Here is a 19,269-nt window from a genome sequence, read left to right as displayed (position 1 = left end):
CCTCATGGGCATTGGCCGAGGTGACGATCCCGGTTCTCGGTCAGCAGCACTTTGCGGTGGTTGGCCTTGACGTTCAGCAGCCTCAGATAAGAGCGTGCAGTTACCTTGGGCGCCGTGTCGGAGAGCAGGTTGGGCAGCCATCCCCGGCCAGACTGACCGAACCAGCCGATGAATGTCCGGTAGATGGAGCTGTAGAGCGGATTGGAATCCCGCAGCGCGTCGGTATCAGATATCGTGACGTACGCGCCTGCCTCACGGAGTCGTTCGAATTCCTCGGCTTCATGGGAGCCGTAGGTCGTATTGATCTCATCGGAGATAACGACAACCTGGAGCTCCGGCTGCTCCGCCATCCGCGCCAATATCCGGTCCGTCAGTTCGCTGCTGAGCGCTGGGAAAGACTGCCCTTCATTGATATACCCGTTGAACAGGAACATGTCGAGGACGATCCAAGACTCCGCTTCGGCAACCGTCTCGTACCAAGCGCTGTAGATCTGCTCTTCGAACCCAACCCCTTCCGGAGTCGGGTACGACAGGTTGTAGAGCAGCTCCACATCATCCCCCGCCGCCTCATACCAGCCGCTGTCATAAGACGCACCCGGGGGCAGCGGCTTGGACGTATGGTAGAGGGCGACGACAGAGAGCAGCAGCATGAGCAGACTGATCAGGAGAACAAGATTGGTCCAGCCCAGCCATCGCCTGCGCTGCGCTCCGCTATGACGTTTCGGCGTGGCGATCATTTGACGAGTTGGCCGCGTGTGACACCAAGCTGGTTGGTCGCTTTGAGCTTGCGCCATACTTGCGAGCCATTGATCCTGCCCTGCAGTGCATCATTGTAGAGCGCGAGCACTTCCGTCACTTTCTCAGCCGATTCTTCCAGGAATTCGATCCGGTACGAACGCACGCCCAGCTCCAGGAAATGCTGCACATACTCGGCCCCCGACTGCTCGACGGCATTGTACACCGTATTGCGGCAGCCCTCGTCTACCCGTACGGGGTGAGACATGCCGATCCGGTCCTGCAGGGAGACGTCATGCTCCTCGCATGGCCGGCCGCAATTGGTGAAGTCGGTCCCTTCGCTGAGGAACGTGCAGTATACGCAGTGCTCCGTATGGAACATCGGCAGATGCTGATGCAGCACGATCTCCATCCGCGAGGTGTCCGCATGGCCCAGCATATCGATCATCTGTTGGATATTGAGATCGTAGGATGGCGTCACCCGCTCGCAGCCGGCCTCCACGAACAGATCCGCCGTTTTGTGATTGGCGATGTTGAGCGAGAAGTCGCCGATCAGCTGCGGGAACGAAGCGCCGCGGCCCTCGCGTTCTGCCTCAGCTTTGGCCCGCATGTAGAAATACAGAGCACCCGTATTGCGCACCAGCACCGCATCCGGCTGCAGCTTAAGAATATTGTTATGGTAGCCGTTCTCCCCGGGCATATGAATGCGCGGCGTGACCAGCGCGATCTGGCGGCCCGCCTTGCGCGCAGCCTCGACAGCTGCGGGGAACTGCTTGATGAATTCAAAATCGGCGTAGATCAAACCGACACCGGCCGCTGCCGCCGCTTCCACTTGCTCCAGACTGCGGCACAGCGCTGTCAGCTGCGGCGGCTCCTGCGACGTTCCGGGCTGCCGCAACGGCGGCTCATGAACGTCCGCATCAGGATAGGTGATGTAGACTGGCGGCTTGGGCCGTTCTCCGGAGAGCTGCTCCACCGCTTCCCGACGCATCCGGTTAAGCTCGCGGATCGGCAGGATGACCTCGCCGCCCAGATGGATCTCCAACTGCTCCAGCTGGTAGAGCGTACCACCCAGTCGTCCCAGCTGCTCCTGCAGCAGCGTCTCATCGAGAGGACGCTTCTGGGCGGTCTCGAGTTCCAGCTCGCTCGTCACCTCGACAGTCGTCCCTTTCTCGACGTCCGTCCACCAGCTGCGCAGCGGCTGGCCCGCCGCGCCGCTCAATCTTACATGCAGCGGGAAGACGCGATATGGCTTGTCCGTCTCGAAGCTCTGGCGCAACCGCTTGTCCAGCGCGGGATCATTGGTCTTCCAGATCCGGTCGCCGGGCTTCACCCGCCGCAGATCGACATCCTGCCGGCCCGGCACCAGCTCCAGCACGGTCCCCTCCTGCGCTTCGCCGTCCAGCTTGACGCCCTGGCGGCGCAGATCATAGACCCGGCCGCCCTCTTCCTTCTTGGTCGGGTCGCCGGCGTCGAAGACGATGCCGTCGCCGCGCTTGAGCGGCGCTTCGACCCGGCAGACGACCGCATCGCGCAGCACGCGCTCTACCCGTCCCAGATAGACGCCGCGGCTCTTGGGGAACGTGCCGTCGACCAGCATTTTATTGTTGGTGCCATCCAGGAAGCCGTGCGTGAAGCCCCGGGAGAAGCTCTGCTGCAGCTCCCGCACTTCGACTTCAGAGGGCTTGGAGCGGTCGCCGGCAAAATAACGGTCGATGGCCGCGCGGTATTTGCTGACGACATTGGCCACGTACTCCGGCGTCTTCAGCCTGCCCTCAATCTTGAAGGAGGTCACGCCCGCTTCGATCAGCTCCGGCACGATGTCGATCGCAGCCAGATCCTTCGGAGACAGCAGATAAGTCACATCCCCCATCGGCTTGTGTGCCCCGTCCACCATCAGATCGTAAGGCAGCCGGCACGCCTGGGCGCACTCGCCCCGGTTGGCCGAGCGGCCGCCCCACATCTCCGAGGTCAGACACTGTCCAGAGTAGGACACGCAGAGCGCGCCATGGACGAATACTTCCATCGGCAGCTTCGCCTGCTCGCCGATCTTGCGGATCTGCTTCAGATTGTTCTCCCGCCCCAGGACGACACGCTCGATGTCGAACGGCTTGGTGAACTCGACCGCCTCCGGCGAGGTGATCGTCATCTGGGTGGAGCCATGAATCGGAAAGTCCGGCGACATCTCGCGGATCATCCGCACGAGGCCGAGATCCTGGACGATCACCGCGTCGACGCCAGCCTCGATACAGGAAGCGATCAGCCGCTTGGCATCCTCCAGCTCGTCTTCAAACACCAATATATTGAAGGTCAGGAAGCCCTTCACCCCATAGCTGTGCAGGAACGCCATAATCTCCGTCAGCTCGTCGCTGCGAAAGTTGTTGGCCCTGGCCCGGGCGTTGAACTTCTCGACACCAAAAAACACCGCATCTGCGCCATTGGCGACAGCGGCCCGCATGCACTCCCAGTCTCCCGCAGGAGCCAGCAGCTCGATATCTTGCCTTGTTAAGGTCTTCATCATTATCCTCCAAACAGACCTGTCATGATTGCATTTCAGGTACGTGTTCTTATTCTATCAAACCCGCGTTCGCTAATCTACCCGTCTGCTGGGCGGAATCCCTTATAATTGTTGCCAAACCGGGCATTTCGTTTGCGGCTCCAGATGTTGATCCGGAAAATCGCCTGCCGCATTTCAATCCCGCGCCGGGACATGTTATAATACGAGTGAACGCGCTACCATCACCATCCCATTAATAGGAGGTATATGATTCGATGAAATTAGGTGTATTCGCGGTATTATTCGCCCAGAAATCATTGGAAGAAGCTCTCGATTATATCAAGGCGCAGGGTCTCGATGCGGTCGAGCTCGGCACAGGCGGCTATCCTGGCAACGCACACTGCAACCCGGCCGAGCTGCTGGCTGACGACAACAAGCTCGCTGCCTTCAAGGACGCCGTAGAATCCCGCGGCTTGACGATCAGCGCTCTGAGCTGCCACGGCAACCCGCTGCATCCGCAGAAAGCGATCTCCAGCGAGCATGATACGGTCATCCGTCAATCGATCGAGCTGGCTGGCAAGCTCGGCATCCCGGTCGTCAATACCTTCTCCGGTTGCCCTGGCGACCATGAGGATGCCAAATATCCGAACTGGCCGGTTGCGCCATGGCCCAATGACTTCCAAGAAATCCTCGACTGGCAATGGGAGCACAAAGTTATCCCTTACTGGACCGAGATCGGCAAGCTGGCTACCGAGCACAACGTCAAAATCGGTCTGGAGCTGCACGGCGGTTTCTCCGTACATACGCCAGCGACCCTGCTGCGTCTCCGCGAAGCGGCAGGCGAAGCAATCGGCGCCAACCTCGATCCGAGCCACATGTGGTGGCAGGGCATCGACCCGGTACAAGCGATCCAGATCCTTGGACGCGCCAATGCCATCCACCATTTCCATGCCAAAGATACGTCGATCGATCCGGTCAACGTACACCGTCACGGCGTGACAGATATGCAGTCCTACACGCAAATGTTGGACCGCGCATGGCAGTTCCGTACCGTCGGCTTCGGTCACGACGTGAAGACCTGGGCAGATATCATCAGCGCGCTGCGTCTCGTCGGCTACGACTATGTCGTCAGCATCGAGCATGAAGACGGTCTGATGTCTGTTGATGAAGGCTTCACCAAGGCGGTGCAGAACTTGCAGCAGGTGCTGATCCGCGAACCACTAGGCGAGATGTGGTGGGTATAGCCACTTTTGATCACGAAGTGATTCATAGAAGTGGATTCGGCATTCGGTGCTGAAAAGCGGCTTTTTGAACAAGCAGCAGCCCGGCTATCCCGGACTGCTGCTATTTTTATTCTGTTTTCCACGCGACAGCACTGCCCGCGTGCGCCCCTAACTTCATTCCCTTATTATGGCACGCGCTCCGAGCTGCGTTGACTGAAGTATTGAGTTATAGCTCGATAATCTCCCCTACGGTGCGCTCCCCCAGATGCCTGCCGGGCTGGTCGGCCCAGTAGAGCAGCTGATCACCGGCAGCGAGCTCCAGTACCGGCTTCGCCTGCGCCTCGCCGCCCCATAGATGCACACTTTCCGAAGCCTGCATGACGACAGATACTTCTTCGTCGTCCCGCTGTGCGACGATGCGCAGCAGGGGCCGACGCTCCATTTTGACCCGGCCGACAGCGACCTGCCGCTCCCCCCGGGGACTATTGACGATGAGCGGCATCCCCGGTCTGATCTCCGACAGATAGATCGTCCGCTCCCCTTGCCTGACGTACTGATGGACAGCGCCGCAATTGACCCGGAACGGACGGGGCGGATACGCCGCACTCTCTCTCGTCTCAGCGAGCGCCAATACGTAACCGTGCCCCGTACTTCCCGTTAGCACTCCTTCGTCCTCTGCCAGGAAATCGACCAGATCGAGACAGACCCGCAGCCCTTCGCCGATCGGCTCTACGGACGTCACCGTGACCGGTGACCATCCGGCATGCTCCTCTTTGTCCTTCATGATGTTCCTCCTCCCAGACCCCGTAATATGAACTCAAAAAAAATACACCCCTGATGCCGGACGTTGCCCCGTCCTTGCCGCTGCAGAGATGTACCCGATGGCCTCTTGCGAGATCTCGCTTACCAGACCTTGAAAATCATAATGTAATCAATGATCAGAAACAACAGCAGCGATACGCCGGCAAACCCGATCGCGAAATAATTTTTCCGGGGACGGTGCATCAACAAACGAACGAAGCCGATAAAAATAAGCACCGTGAATGCGAGCATAAAAACGTCAAATGGGTCGAAGCCTGAAGTCGTTACCGTTGTTTCCTCTACTGCCAAAAACATGAGGGGCCCTCCTTTTTATCGCACGTAGCCTATATTAATCTATGTTAGCCGTTCGGGGCGTCGGTTGCAAGTATGAAATGGCAGGTGTAACAACTTTGTCACCATTTGGCCATATCCGCGCTTCCTGACAGATTGTAGCATATCCACCCCGACTGGGAATTATGACCGGGCGCAGCAACTCCCCCTGCCTGATGCCCCCGGCAGGGGGAGACTGACGTGTACCGTCTTATGACTGCGCGTCTTATTCTGCGGCCAGTCCTGCAGCTACGCCGTCCGCAAGCTCCATCCGTTCGATTGTCCGTTTGCGGTCCCGCTCGAGCACCGGCTTCAGGTACCGGCCGGTATACGAGCCCTCCACTTCGACGACCGACTCCGGGGTCCCCGTGGCGACGATCGTCCCGCCGCCGCTGCCCCCCTCGGGGCCGAGGTCGAGCAGATAATCCGCCGTCTTGATGACATCCAGATTATGCTCGATGACCAGCACGGATTCGCCGGCATCCACCAGTCGATGAAGAACGGTCAGCAGCCGGTCGATATCGTCGACATGCAGACCAGTCGTCGGCTCGTCCAGGATATAGAGCGTCTTGCCGGTGCTGCGCCGATACAGCTCGGAAGCCAGCTTGACCCGCTGGGCCTCGCCGCCCGACAGCGTCGTCGCCGGCTGGCCCAGCTTCATGTAACCCAATCCGACGTCGAACAGCGACATCATCTTGCGATGGATGCGCGGGATATTTTTGAAGAACTCGACCGCATCCTCGATCGTGAGCTCCAGCACATCAGCGATGCTCAAGCCCTTGTACTTGATCTCTAGCGTCTCCCGGTTGTAGCGTTTGCCCTTGCAGACCTCGCACGGCACATACACATCGGGCAGGAAATGCATCTCGATCTTGATGATGCCGTCGCCGCGGCACGCTTCGCAGCGTCCGCCTTTGACATTGAAGCTGAAGCGCCCCTTCTTATAGCCGCGCACCTTGGACTCGTTGGTTGCGGAGTAGACATCGCGGATATCGTCGAATACGCCGGTGTAGGTCGCCGGATTGGAGCGCGGCGTCCGGCCGATCGGCGACTGGTCGATATCGATGACCTTATCCAGATGCTCCAGGCCGCGGAATTCCTTGTACTGGCCCGGCCGCGCCTTCGCTTTGTTCAGGTCGCGGGCCAGTGTCTTGTACAGGATCTCGTTGATGAGCGTCGACTTGCCGGAGCCGGACACGCCGGTGACCGCCGTGAACACGCCCAGCGGAATCTTCGCATTGATCCCCCGCAGATTATTCTCCTTGGCGCCCCGGATCTCCAGCCACCGCTCATCGGTCGGCCGCCGCTGGAGCGGCACGGGGATGAATTTGCGGCCGCTGAGATACTGCCCGGTCAGCGACTTCTCGTCGGCCATGACCTCCTCCGGCGTCCCCTTCGCGACAACCTGGCCGCCATGGATGCCTGCTCCCGGACCGATATCGATGATATAATCGCACGCCATCATCGTATCCTCGTCGTGCTCGACGACGATCAGCGTATTGCCGAGGTCGCGCATATGCTCGAGCGTACGGATCAGCCGGTCATTGTCCCGCTGGTGGAGACCAATGCTGGGCTCGTCCAGAATATAGAGCACGCCCATCAGACTCGACCCGATCTGGGTCGCCAGCCGGATCCGCTGGGCTTCGCCCCCGGATAGCGTACCGGCCGCCCGGCTCAGCGTCAGATATTCCAACCCGACATTGACCAGGAAGCCGAGCCGGCTATGGATTTCTTTGAAGATGAGGTTAGCAATCGTCATATCTTTCTCGCTGAGCTCCAGCTCCTGGAAGAAGCGCTGCGCATCACCGATCGAGAGCGAGGTGACGTAGGCGATGTTGCGGCTGCCTACCGTGACGGCCAGCGTTTCCTTGCGGAGACGGTCGCCTTTGCAGGTGCCGCAAGGCTTGGCGCTCATGTAGCCCTCGATATATTCGCGGATGCCGTCCGAAGCGGTATCCCGGTAACGCCGTTCCAGGTTATGGACGATGCCTTCGAATGGCACGTAGGCCTCTTTGGTATGGCCAAAATCATTTTGATAACGGAACTTGACCCGCTCGCCGCCGGTTCCGTAGAGCAGCTTCTTGAGCTGCTCTGCGCTCAGCTCACGGACAGGCACATCCATCGCAATACCGTAATGCTTGCACACCGATGCGAGAAATTGCGGATAATAGTTGGATGTACTGCCTGCCCACGCCTCAAAGGCACCCTGCTCGATCGACTTGTCGGTGTCGGGGACGAGCAGATCCGGATCGACGATCATCTTGGAGCCGAGTCCGTCGCAGTCGGGACAGGCGCCGAACGGGCTGTTGAAGGAAAACATCCGTGGCGACAGCTCGTCGATGCTGAAGCCGCACTCCGGGCAGGCCAGGCTGGAGCTGAACAGCAGCTCTTCCTGTCCCATCACGTCTACCAGCACCTTGCCCTCGGCGATCTTGAGCGCCGTCTCCAGCGAGTCCGCCAGGCGGGTCTGGACATCGTCCTTGACGACGATCCGGTCGACGACCAGCTCGATCGTATGCTTCTTGTTCTTCTCCAGCGTGATCTCTTCACTGAGATCACGCAGTTCGCCGTCGACCCGCACCCTCACGAAGCCCTGCTTCTGCACATCGGCGAGCAGCTTGGTGTGCTCGCCCTTGCGTCCGGTAATAAGCGGCGCCAGAATCTGCAGACGGGTCCGCTCCGGATACTCCATGATCCGGTCGACCATCTGCTCGACAGTCTGAGAGGTTATCTCGATGCCGTGAGTCGGACAATGCGGCTTGCCGATGCGCGCATACAGCAGCCGCAGGTAATCGTAGATCTCTGTCACGGTACCTACAGTGGAGCGCGGATTGCGGCTGGTTGTCTTCTGGTCGATGGAGATCGCAGGCGAGAGCCCTTCGATCGAATCGACATCCGGCTTCTCCATCTGCCCGAGAAACTGCCGGGCATAGGCGGACAGCGATTCCACATAACGGCGCTGCCCTTCGGCATAGATCGTGTCGAAGGCAAGCGAAGATTTGCCGGAGCCGCTCAGTCCCGTCAGGACGACAAACTTGTCCCGGGGGATAACGACATCTACATTTTTAAGGTTATGAGCGCGGGCGCCCTTGATTTCTATACGGTCGATAGCCAAACGAATTCCCTCCCTGTTCCTGTCCAGCCCTGTGCAGCCCTACTGGCTTAACAACTTGAGAGAGCCGCGTCCGCTCAGGCGGACCGGCTCTTTCTCCCTTCTGAATCATGCTTCGGCTTTGAGTTCCAGCAGCGCATCCCGCAGCTCTGCGGCACGCTCGAACTGCAGATTCTTGGCCGCTGTCTTCATCTCGTCCTCCAGACGCTGGATCACCGCCTGGCGGTCCCGCTTGGACAGCTTGCCGACCTTGTCGCCGGTCAGATACTCGGCCTTCTGCTCGGCTACCTTGGTCGCTTCGATCACCTCGGCGACCCGCTTGCGGATCGTCGTCGGCGTAATGCCGTGCTCCTCGTTGTAGGCAATCTGGATGGCACGGCGCCGTTCCGTCTCTGAGATGGCCTTATCCATCGAGTCGGTCACCTTGTCGCCGTAGAGGATGACCCGGCCGTCACTGTTGCGGGCGGCCCGGCCGATCGTCTGGATGAGCGAGCGCTCCGAGCGCAAGAACCCTTCCTTATCGGCATCGAGGATCGCCACCAGCGATACTTCCGGCAAGTCGAGGCCTTCCCGCAGCAGGTTGATGCCGACCAGCACATGGAAGGTGCCGAGCCTCAGATCCCTCAGGATCGCCATCCGCTCCAGCGTCTTGATGTCCGAGTGCAGATAGCGGACCTTGATGCCGACTTCCTTGAGATAGTCCGTCAGATCCTCGGCCATCTTCTTCGTCAGCGTCGTCACGAGTACCCGCTCGTCCTTGGCGATCCGGTCGCGGATCTCGCCCAGCAGGTCGTCGATCTGTCCCTTCGTCGGACGCAGCTCGATGACCGGATCCAGCAGGCCGGTCGGCCGGATGATCTGCTGCACCATCTCCGGGCTGTGCTCCAGCTCATAAGGTCCAGGCGTCGCCGAGACATAGATCAGCTGCTTGCTCTTCTGCTCGAACTCTTCGAATCGCAGCGGCCGGTTGTCCATCGCCGACGGCAGACGAAAGCCGTGGTCGACCAGGACCTCCTTGCGGGCCCGGTCGCCATTGTACATCGCCCGGATCTGAGGCAGCGTGACATGCGACTCGTCGACGACGATCAGCATGTCGTCCGGGAAGAAATCCATCAGCGTATATGGCGTCGCGCCGCGCTCGCGGAAGGTGAGCGGTCCGGAGTAGTTCTCGATCCCCGAGCAGAAGCCCATCTCCTGCATCATCTCGATGTCGTAGCGCGTCCGCTGCTCCAGCCGCTGCGCCTCGAGCAGCTTGTTCTGCCCGCGCAGCTCCTCCAGCCGCTCCTCCAGCTCGCGCTCGATATTGACGATCGCCCGCTTCATCGTCTCCTCCTGGGTGACGAAGTGAGAAGCCGGGAAGATGGCGACATGGTCGCGCGTCCCGATGATCTCGCCGGTCAGCACGTCGATCTCCGTGATCCGCTCGATCTCGTCGCCGAACAGCTCGACCCGGATCGCCCGCTCGTTGTTGGCGACAGGGAAGATCTCGATGACATCGCCTCGTACCCGGAAGGTGCCGCGGACGAAGTTGATGTCATTGCGCTGGTACTGGATATCCACCAGCTTGTGGAGGATGTCGTTGCGCGAGCGCTCCATCCCGACCCGCAGCGAGAGGACGAGGTTCTTGTACTCCAGCGGCGAACCGAGACCGTAGATGCAGGACACGCTGGCCACGACGATGACGTCGCGACGCTCGAACAGCGAGCTCGTCGCCGAGTGGCGGAGCTTGTCGATCTCGTCGTTGATGCTGGAGTCTTTCTCGATGTAGGTATCCGAGGACGGGATGTAGGCTTCCGGTTGATAATAATCATAATAACTGACAAAGTAGGATACGGCGTTGTTGGGGAAAAACTGCTGGAATTCGCTGCACAGCTGAGCCGCCAGCGTCTTGTTGTGGGCGATGACGAGCGTCGGCCGGTTCAACTGGGCGATCGTGTTGGCGATGGTATAGGTCTTGCCGGTGCCCGTGGCACCCAGCAGCGTCTGATGCCGTTTGCCGGCATGGATGCCCTCGACGAGCTGGCGGATCGCCTCGGGCTGATCGCCCTGGGGCGTATAGTCAGACAGCAGCTCGAACCGTTTGCTTTGGGTCTCCAATGGACTCATAGCGCTCTCCTCTCAGATTCTCTCGAATATAGCATCTATCTGTAGTGTACCCCCGACTTCCAAACGTCAGACGGTAGATGATAAATTTTAAGAATGTGTGTTCCCATAGTATTATACATGGTTTAGAAACAGCTGGCAATCATTGCAGGTCGCCTAATACTGGTGGGAAGACAAAATACTGGCTTAACAAGCACCGCTGCGCGATACTACACTCTACCCGGCAGCAGGCCGGTTTAATCGGAAGCGGGCAGCCGCTGCGATCACTGGAGTCACTAGCGGACTTGCCGCATGCAAAAACGTCCTCGTTTGCCGCAGGACGGCAAACGAGGACGTTTCAATAAAGAAAAGCTTGATGCATACTTTTTGGAAGATATGCTGAAAGGTAATGAAAGCTAATGCCTGCGGTGCACGCCAGCTGCCTCCAAAGCGTTGCCGATAATCGTAAACGGTACATCGGCAGTCTTGACCACGCCATTGGCATATTCTACAGTGAAGCGTACTCGGTGAGGCCCCTTGGTCAGCCCTGAGGCGAGAGAGCCCCAACGCTCGTCGTACATCTCCGCCGCATATCGAGGGTGGACAGACGGCGAGAGCGGGACCGAAGTGAGCAGCCGGCCGCCGTCCATGCCTCTGCTGTCCAGCACCGCCGTTACGGAGCGCACTGGCGCGGCCGATGTCGTGGCACGCAGGACGAGGGTTTCTCCAGCATAGAAATCCTTGGGCGCAGATTCCGTCTCATGACCCGCTTCCCGATGCCGCTCCAGCCACAAAGGCGTATGATGGATCTCTGCTGCGATATCCAGCGGCAGCACCGTGATCACTTTGCTTGTAGAGGCGCTTTCCTTGCCGTCGGATACCGTGAGCGTGACGCGGTACTCGCCCGGCGCGACACCGGTCAACTCCGGTCTAGGCAGTGTCGAGGATGACGATGAGCCGTTCGGCCGCCGAATCTGCCACTGATGGGTCAGCGGATCGCCATCGGGATCCGAGGAGCGGTCGATCAACTGCAGCCGGTCCCCTTCATACACCGGCTTGGGCGACCAGTCGAAGTCCGCTGTCGGCGGCCGGTTGGTAATAATGCGGAAGAACTTGGGCGAGCTCCATTCTCCCCATACATTTCCATCATGCGCTCGCACTTCCACATACATATCTACTCGTTCTGGCAAATCGCCGGTTGCTACATGATTTTTAGCGCTGCTGCTAATTTCATTTGTAATTTGTTGCACGAGTCCCCCATATCGAGATACGCGCAGCTGATACCTTGTTTGCGGATCATCATCTACATCATGATAATTCCAAGTAAAGTTCGGTCGCAGCTCAGTAAGGATCGTCGGGCTATTTTGATTCGTACTTGAAGGATTCGTTATATTCGTCGTTGGCGGCGCATTAACGATATTAACAGTCCTTTGATGCGTTGCCCGAAGTCCTCCAGAATCTTCTACCACTTGCCGGACGTAGAAGCGACCTAGTGTGCTGAAGGTCTTGGTCCAGGTAGTTCGAGAGTTGCTTGAGAGCACCTCTACCGCGCCAGTCTGATCGTTCTGGATATAGTACCAGTGCTTCAGATTTTCCCTTGGACCGTCTTCAGCATCATAAGCCGTCGATTCAAAGGTGAGCTCCACACCCCGGAAGGTGTTCGTATGGCTCTGCGTGAATCCTGGGACTGGCGGTGTATTCGGCGGATCAGCATCCAGGAAAAGCTCCTGCTCGTACCAATCTGACCACGCGCCGTACTCGTCCCTTACACTCAAGCGCAGCGTGTACAATCCGGCATAGCTTGGGCGCCGCAGCTGTCCGTCGAACTTCTCTCCCTTCGGATCGATATACTCATACGTATAGCTTGTAATTCCCCGCGTCTGGCAATAGTTGATGCCCGTATCCTCCGTCGAACACCTACCATCAGGAAGATACCTGTCAGGATCGTAGCTTGTATCGGTGTAGGTCACCAGATAATCTGCCGCTTGCCTCACCGTAAACTTGGCGATCGGACGCCGGTGTATAGTAACAAACTGGGTATACTCATCTGCCTGTTGCACATACTCCGCAAAGGTCGGATCCGGATGCTCGTACCCTTCCGGCGTTGGATCGTCCTTTGCCGAGTAAGAGATGGAATAAACACCAACGCGATCCAGGCTTTCACGCGGGCTCGCATACGTCTTCTCATGATGTCTGGACATTCCAGACAGCCCATCCCCACTATCCAGGAATTTGTCAGGATCGGTATGGAGATACGTCCATTGATCCTCGCCCTCGATTCGTTCATCCTTCTCCAAATCATCGAAGGTAGTGGTATAGTTCAACTTTTCACCGACAAGTCCAACATTGTCCAATTCATTGCCTGTCTCTAGCGGCACACCAACGATCAGATTCCGGAAATTCGAACCATAGGCATTCATAAAGAATCCGTATGTCCCTTCATCAAAGGTACTGTCGGTCACTTCAAAGACAGGCATGCCTTTGTATCGGACCCGGATCTTATTGCCGCGAGCAGACACCTTTACCGTACTGAATTCTTCACTATTCAGTGTTATGGCTGCTGAACCGAGCTGCGTCCGCTGCCCGTTTTCGATTTTGGACACAGCCATCAACTTATCCGAAATCTCCAACCGGTACATATTTCTATGATCCTGCGCCCGGAAATTCAGCCCCGATGGATTACTCGCTGACGGATTCACCATCGTTTGTCTAACATCAAAGGTGAAATCGGCATTTTTTAAACGCGTATCTTTTTTAAGCACTTGTCCGATCTCGTTCGACCCGTAGGGCCGAGGAGGCATGCTTTTTTGGATCGTAAAGGTAATCGTATCGGAGTATGCTCCGGTAGTATCCCATCTCAACCCATTGATCGGATGAATATCCGGTCTCCATATATAATTATTTTCAACGAAAGAAACGACCAGTTTACCATCGCTCTCAAAGCCTACATCACGTATCCCATAACTTTTCTCAGTTGTATATCCGCTATTGCAATTATTTATGGACCTCGGCGTTTTGTTTAGTGTGGGAATCTCTTGCAGCTTCGTTCCATATTTGTCGAGCACATGAATCTTATTTAAGGATTCTACTGCATATACGACTCCATCATTGGACACGGCGTATAATACAGAAGTGTTGTCATATTCACTTCTCGTAGATCCGCCGTCCCACGGACTGCAATTATTCCCACTATATGATGTATAGGACTGTCTGTTTGTGTAAATGGGATATTGCTTCTCTTCGCCTGTTTGTTTATTTACAAACGAAAGGTGATAATCCAATGCCGTGTAATAGGAGCTGTACATCCACGCATCCGGTGGCTGGACGCTCTTATGAAAGGAGCGTATTTTCACGTCTTCATCTTCAAATAAAAGATTGATTTGGGTGTAGGGCACACTCATTGTCGGTTGCACCCAGGGCCGAATCACGCGATCTGCAGGAACGGGCTCCAGGGTCTCGATATCAAACCATTTGATCGAGTTTGAATAGCCCGGACGAGGATCCCACCGTTCACTAAAACCAATTTGTAAACCGTCTTCACTGATGAGAACGGGCTCAGACCCATTTTGATGCCTTCTGACTGTATACGGATTTTCGCGAGTCGTGCCTACAAATTTGTCTGTTAGGCTTTTATGTGTCCAGCTAACTTCTCCAAACTGATCGGTTCTGGTAACCTCACAGTTATAGTAATACTCGGAGTCTCCGTAATTATCACTCGTCCAGGATCCGGTGATACATCTATAGGCGTAGGATCCCCCTTTAATATCGTGTGCAAGATATGGACGTCTGCCGCTATCTTGTTCACTGGCTAACGTTACATCTCTCCAATATGCTCCTGCTCTTGGAACCATCCCCGATGCACCCCTTTGGCCGTAAATTTCTTGATAAGGAGCTGTTCCAACTATGAAGGGTGGGTTCTCCGTTCCAAATCGGCCTTCACGTAAGTACGCCGGGTTAGGATTAAAATATTTATTGCCCTCTTCCCGCACCGTATTTACACGCACAACCGCGTCTACTGAAGGGGCGATAAATGGATTGCGTCCCACGCCTGCGGTGAAGGATTGACGGAATGTGTTATAGGTCAGATTCAAATTTTTAAAGAGATCCAGGTTGGGCGAGGACAACGTAGATCCTTCCCAACTATCCCCAAGTACCATAAGCAGGGTGCTTTCATTGGTTATATCAAACTGAGGAGGCTCTGGATTCTCGCCCTTCAGAGAAAACCCAACTTCAGGCGCTTCATTGACGACTTCGAGATAGTAGGTCGTGCTGTGCTTCAGTCCCCAGTCTTCTTCAACCTCAATGTCAAAGCGATATTTCCCTACTTTAAGGGGTTTGAATATCCGTGTTTCGCCTACAGGTAAAACGAACGGTAATGCTGTCTCATTCGTAAAGCTGCCGTCATTATTGGCGTCGTAACGGTAGCGAAGGGTAGCTCGGATAATCTCATCCCCGTCTGGACTGTGTGAACTGTTCGTCATTTCGAAGCCTTCCCTGAAGGCTCGCTCGGGCAACTCCAATTGGGCAACGGGCGGCAAGTCGGGCATGACGTTTATATGTTTGATCGCCTTCATCTCTGGCAGGTTTCGCACCCCGTGGTTGTCTGTAACCTCCAACTCCACTTGTTCGACACCCACATTAGGATAAGAGTCTCGTTTATTCGTCCAGTGATAATCACGAACGGTTCTTCCAGGAGCAGCAAAACTCAGATCGCCGTTTATTCCATTTTCAGGAATCGGACGATTTTGAACGACCCGTGCTGGCACGGTTATGAGCGGCGTTGGTTCAGGCGACACCACATTCAATACAGCAGTCCGCGTTGCACTTGCCCCTCTGCTGTCTACAGCCATCGCCGTAATGGTATGGCTTCCGATCTCGGTCGTTAGCAAATTGGTGAAGCCCATTTGGTTCGGATCGAGCCCATATTCACCCGGTAAACCTTTAATCCATTCGCTCGGACTTTCCCCGAAATTCCAGTAGTAACTGATATCATCTCCGTCAGGATCGTATGGTGTCCCCCCGCCAAGTTCACGCGGCAGCGGATTAACGATGACGCGCAGATTCACCCGTTCGCCTCGTAACACGATAGATGCGTCAGGTTCCCAGCCGTACAGATTGCCTTGTTTAAACCAGCCTATATTGAAAATAGGTGGACGGTTTGTCGGATCACTGATGACTTGAACCGTTTTGGTGACTTTGCCACTTTGCCCGCAGGTATTACTTGCCTCCAATGTCACCACAATCGTGCCCAATCCCATGCCGTCATATGGAGGCGTCAGATAAAAGGGCTGTCTCATTCCGGGTTCCGGTCCATACGTTTTTGTGATGGTGCCTTGGCTGAATGTCCAATAATGATGTTGATACCGACATCCCGCACCAGAAACGCCTATGACTGGAGTAACCTTATTGCTGTCTCCAAAATACATCATTGGTTTTTCAATTTCAAAATCAACGGATAACCCTGGTGGGCCGGTATCCTCTTTGTCATAGAAGAAGGTGACATAGGCGGTTTGATTACTGGGAGCTGAAAGAGCGATTGGGAAATTTGATGCATTAGGTGTAAACGCGTTTTTGTTGTGTTCCTTGTAAGAATAGTTCCCCCCTCGCAAGCTGCCGTGCGTCAGCTTAGCCTGGACTTGCCTAGTCCCTGGCAGCGTGGCTACGAAGAAAGTCTCCTCTTCGACCAATACACTGCCTGAGCTTGGAGAGGTCCGCACCATGTGGTGGACAATGACTTTCCCTTGCCCGCTTCCAGGTCCGGGTGGCTTGCGGTCATAGAAGAAAGTGGCCCGATAATGATGGTTGCCATTAAAGGTAAATCGCGGGGGATCTGCCCCTGGAACAAAATTTGAATCATTTACAGCAGGTTCTACATTCGTAGAGTTTTTAGAGTGGCCATAGTATGTATAGTCCGGGTGGGATTGCCGCGTAAAGCTGTAGGATTGACCTTGTACCAATGCACTTGGCGGCGGATCTGGCATTTCCGGAATAACTTTACCATCTCTCGTTCTGTGCTTAATTGTTGCTGTGAATTGGTTTGGTACGGCAGCTTCGTAGTAGTAATTAACGAGATACTTTTCCATTTGACCGCTATACGTGAAGGTTTGTGCTGACCCAGGTGTTAGCGGTTGTGCCTGTAGCACATTGTAGTCTCCACTATCCGTTTTTTTGTGACCAACATACTTATAGTTAGCATTGGTTGGCGGTGCAGAGGGGTAACTTTGGCCTCTCACCATTTCATTGACGGAATTACCGAACACGGAATTCAGCGATTGGCCGTTAGTAGTCCAGTGTCCGATTTCGATTTTTGCGTCCAGTTCGAATTCGAAGAGTACTGGAAAGAAGTAGCGATAGCCTTCAACTAGGTTTCCACAGGTTCCACAATCTCCATTTCTTTTCCTAAGATCATAGGGTATACCAGAAACTGATCTTAATGTACCAGTAAGCTTAACATCGAGTTTAACGGTGGAGGTCCCTTGACCAATCACATTCTCTTTTGAAGGGGAACTGGCGTTCGTGCCTATTACACCTCTATAGTTATTAAAAGATTGATCTCCTATTCTAGACTTTTCGAAATAGTATTGATGTATAGGATTGTCTGGATTAAACATTCTTACCTGAACATCTTTAACTACCCTGCCTGGAAATGAGAACGTGTAAGGGTTTTTTATTTCTACTCCCGACTCGTTTGGGGAGTGGGTCGACCACGTTCCTAATGAATTACTCCAGATATCTATATAGGAGAAGCCAACCGCATATCTCTTCGTTGATTTCTCGTTTGGAGCGTAAGGATCTCTTGAATTACCGGTAGGCTTTGCTTCACGTGTCGGCTGAACACTGGCATTCCCCAAAACAGAGGCCTTTGCATCATTTTCTTCCCACCAGAAGAAGGTACTAATTGAACTGAATAATATCGCAGCAATTAGTACACATGACATCCCCTTGTTATAACGCTTCATGCAATTATGACCTCCACTTGTTTTTGAATAGAACTGCCCCTTCTATATCTTCAGGAATACTGAAATAATCTGTTTTGTTTAGATCAACCTTTGTTTTTCTATCATTAAGTGATACATATCTAATCCGCACTTTATTCTCCAAAGATTCAAGAAGGTACGAGGCTTCTTGTTGTACTTTAAATTCCCCCTTCTTCAAAAAGGGAACTGTTAGACCGAGTGAACCTGTTAAGGTTGTTGAAAATCTAATATATGAATCCCCTTTACTATCAAAAGCCTTGTCAATTCGATATATATAATAACTTCTAATTTTGATAGGCAAATCACTATCCTTCACAAGATGAACCTTGGTTCTCGTCTTACCATAGTTATTTTCCGAAAAAAATTCAAACCCCTTATAATAAGGCAAATAAGGCTCAAAATCCTCCGCTGGCACTGCATCATGAATGTCCGGAATGTCTTTATGCCCAATCCAAACAAACTGGTTCACACCATCCCACTCCACGGCCGTTCCTAGTCCTTCGCTCACTGCACGCAACGGTACCAGGGTACGGCCGTTCTCAACCATGGCCGGCTGAGCCAGCGTCACTGCCTTGCCATTAAACGAAGCGGATCTGGAGTTCATGGTCAGTTTCAGTGTCCGGTCGCCTTTGACGATCGTAATCTCTTTTCCATTCACCGCCAGCTGGCCGCCAAGCTTATCCGACACAAACCGGATTGGCACCAGAACACTGCCGCTGACCATTTTCGGCTTCACGTCAAATACGATTTTCCTCGCATCATACAAGACCTCAATAGGCATATCCGAACGGACTATTTTTGTTGCAGCTTCAACTTTAGCGGCGGACACACCAGCAGCTAGAAAGGTAACGGCAAGCACTGTCGCAATCCACTTTTTCATCATTGTTTAACCCCCATAATAATCAGTAAATTTATCTTCATGTACAGATCAGCTAACTAACAACCATCCTTATGTTCCTCCACGTCCCCCCGCCTTTGCACTAAGCGTTAACCGTATTCCCGATCTCTTCATACACCCCCAATACGTAAAAAAAGCACCCTGAACAGCAATTTCCGCTGCAGAAGGGTGCTTCCCGTCCATGTCGAACCATTTGTTAACAGTATAAACATTTATGGAAGAGATATCAAGAAGATTTTTGCGCTATGCCTGCCAACCAGAAAAAAGCCCCCAACCCGAAGGTTAGGAGCTTTGTGGGAACGGTTATTACAGTTTTACAACGTTCTCGGCTTGTGGACCACGGTTGCCTTGAACAACGTTGAACTCAACGCGTTGGCCTTCGTCGAGGGTTTTGAAACCTTCGCCAGTGATAGCGGAGAAGTGAACGAATACGTCGCTGCCGCCTTCAACTTCGATGAAACCAAAGCCTTTCTCTGCGTTGAACCATTTAACTGTACCTTGTTGCATAGTTATTACCTCCAAAATGTTTATTAACATGTTCATTTTTTGCCGATACAACAAAAATTCACATATTGAAAAAGGTATCATCGTAAAATGTTAACCCTTTTCAATAT

10 protein-coding genes are annotated in these 19,269 nt (G+C 54.6%); 1 reads left to right on the top strand and 9 read right to left on the bottom strand.

All coding sequences use genetic code 11. The features are described from left to right. Positions 1-2 precede the first annotated feature (2 nt). Positions 3-737, bottom strand: a complete 735-nt coding sequence (locus ABC336_RS19095) for a phospholipase D-like domain-containing protein (RefSeq protein ID WP_413240151.1) — start codon at positions 735-737, stop codon at positions 3-5. Next, entirely contained in the window at positions 734-3,253 is a 2,520-nt protein-coding gene (locus tag ABC336_RS19090) for a U32 family peptidase (protein WP_413242562.1), read from the bottom strand. The genes ABC336_RS19095 and ABC336_RS19090 overlap by 4 nt, the downstream gene beginning before the upstream one ends. Before the next feature lie 254 nt (positions 3,254-3,507). On the opposite strand from ABC336_RS19090, the gene ABC336_RS19085 reads away from it, so the two are divergent. Beyond that, positions 3,508-4,476, top strand: a complete 969-nt coding sequence (locus ABC336_RS19085) for a sugar phosphate isomerase/epimerase family protein (RefSeq protein WP_413240150.1) — start codon at positions 3,508-3,510, stop codon at positions 4,474-4,476. Positions 4,477-4,681: 205 nt separating this feature from the next. On the opposite strand, the gene ABC336_RS19080 is transcribed toward ABC336_RS19085, so the two are convergent. The 7 genes from ABC336_RS19080 to ABC336_RS19050 all read right to left on the bottom strand — a co-directional run bounded on the left by ABC336_RS19080 (position 4,682) and on the right by ABC336_RS19050 (position 19,162). Then, on the bottom strand, positions 4,682-5,239 hold the full coding sequence (locus ABC336_RS19080; RefSeq protein WP_413240149.1) for a 3-dehydroquinate synthase II domain-containing protein: 558 nt from the start codon (positions 5,237-5,239) through the stop codon (positions 4,682-4,684). A 119-nt stretch (positions 5,240-5,358) separates the two neighbouring features. Next, positions 5,359-5,571: a hypothetical protein gene (locus tag ABC336_RS19075; RefSeq protein WP_413240148.1), complete on the bottom strand. Its 213-nt coding sequence runs from the start codon at positions 5,569-5,571 to the stop codon at positions 5,359-5,361. A gap of 241 nt (positions 5,572-5,812) precedes the next feature. After that, on the bottom strand, positions 5,813-8,701 hold the full coding sequence (gene uvrA / locus ABC336_RS19070) for an excinuclease ABC subunit UvrA (protein ID WP_413240147.1): 2,889 nt from the start codon (positions 8,699-8,701) through the stop codon (positions 5,813-5,815). Positions 8,702-8,806: 105 nt separating this feature from the next. Further along, positions 8,807-10,804 (bottom strand): excinuclease ABC subunit UvrB, encoded by a 1,998-nt coding sequence (gene uvrB / locus ABC336_RS19065; RefSeq protein ID WP_413240146.1) that lies wholly within the window; start codon positions 10,802-10,804, stop codon positions 8,807-8,809. Positions 10,805-11,196: 392 nt separating this feature from the next. Further along, entirely contained in the window at positions 11,197-17,739 is a 6,543-nt protein-coding gene (locus tag ABC336_RS19060) for a PKD domain-containing protein (RefSeq protein ID WP_413240145.1), read from the bottom strand. 4 nt (positions 17,740-17,743) lie between these two features. After that, on the bottom strand, positions 17,744-18,640 hold the full coding sequence (locus ABC336_RS19055) for a copper amine oxidase N-terminal domain-containing protein (protein WP_413240144.1): 897 nt from the start codon (positions 18,638-18,640) through the stop codon (positions 17,744-17,746). A gap of 321 nt (positions 18,641-18,961) precedes the next feature. Then, the gene (locus tag ABC336_RS19050; protein WP_020619567.1) at positions 18,962-19,162 is read right to left on the bottom strand and encodes a cold-shock protein; all 201 of its coding nucleotides are present in this window, start codon (positions 19,160-19,162) and stop codon (positions 18,962-18,964) included. Positions 19,163-19,269: the final 107 nt, after the last annotated feature.

It is taken from the genome of Paenibacillus jepli (genome assembly GCF_047238105.1).
In the GTDB taxonomy this organism is placed as follows: domain Bacteria; phylum Bacillota; class Bacilli; order Paenibacillales; family Paenibacillaceae; genus Paenibacillus_D.
This window is presented reverse-complemented; position numbering and strand designations above follow the sequence as displayed.

Bases quoted from the DNA above. Each gene is read 5' to 3' on its own strand.
- ABC336_RS19060 (WP_413240145.1), bottom strand. From the start codon at position 17,739: ATGAAGCGTTATAACAAGGGGATGTCATGTGTACTAATTGCTGCGATA.
- ABC336_RS19090 (WP_413242562.1), bottom strand. From the start codon at position 3,253: ATGAAGACCTTAACAAGGCAAGATATCGAGCTGCTGGCTCCTGCGGGA.
- ABC336_RS19095 (WP_413240151.1), bottom strand. From the start codon at position 737: ATGATCGCCACGCCGAAACGTCATAGCGGAGCGCAGCGCAGGCGATGG.
- uvrB (WP_413240146.1), bottom strand. From the start codon at position 10,804: ATGAGTCCATTGGAGACCCAAAGCAAACGGTTCGAGCTGCTGTCTGAC.
- ABC336_RS19055 (WP_413240144.1), bottom strand. From the start codon at position 18,640: ATGATGAAAAAGTGGATTGCGACAGTGCTTGCCGTTACCTTTCTAGCT.
- ABC336_RS19085 (WP_413240150.1), top strand. From the start codon at position 3,508: ATGAAATTAGGTGTATTCGCGGTATTATTCGCCCAGAAATCATTGGAA.
- ABC336_RS19080 (WP_413240149.1), bottom strand. From the start codon at position 5,239: ATGAAGGACAAAGAGGAGCATGCCGGATGGTCACCGGTCACGGTGACG.
- ABC336_RS19075 (WP_413240148.1), bottom strand. From the start codon at position 5,571: ATGTTTTTGGCAGTAGAGGAAACAACGGTAACGACTTCAGGCTTCGAC.
- ABC336_RS19050 (WP_020619567.1), bottom strand. From the start codon at position 19,162: ATGCAACAAGGTACAGTTAAATGGTTCAACGCAGAGAAAGGCTTTGGT.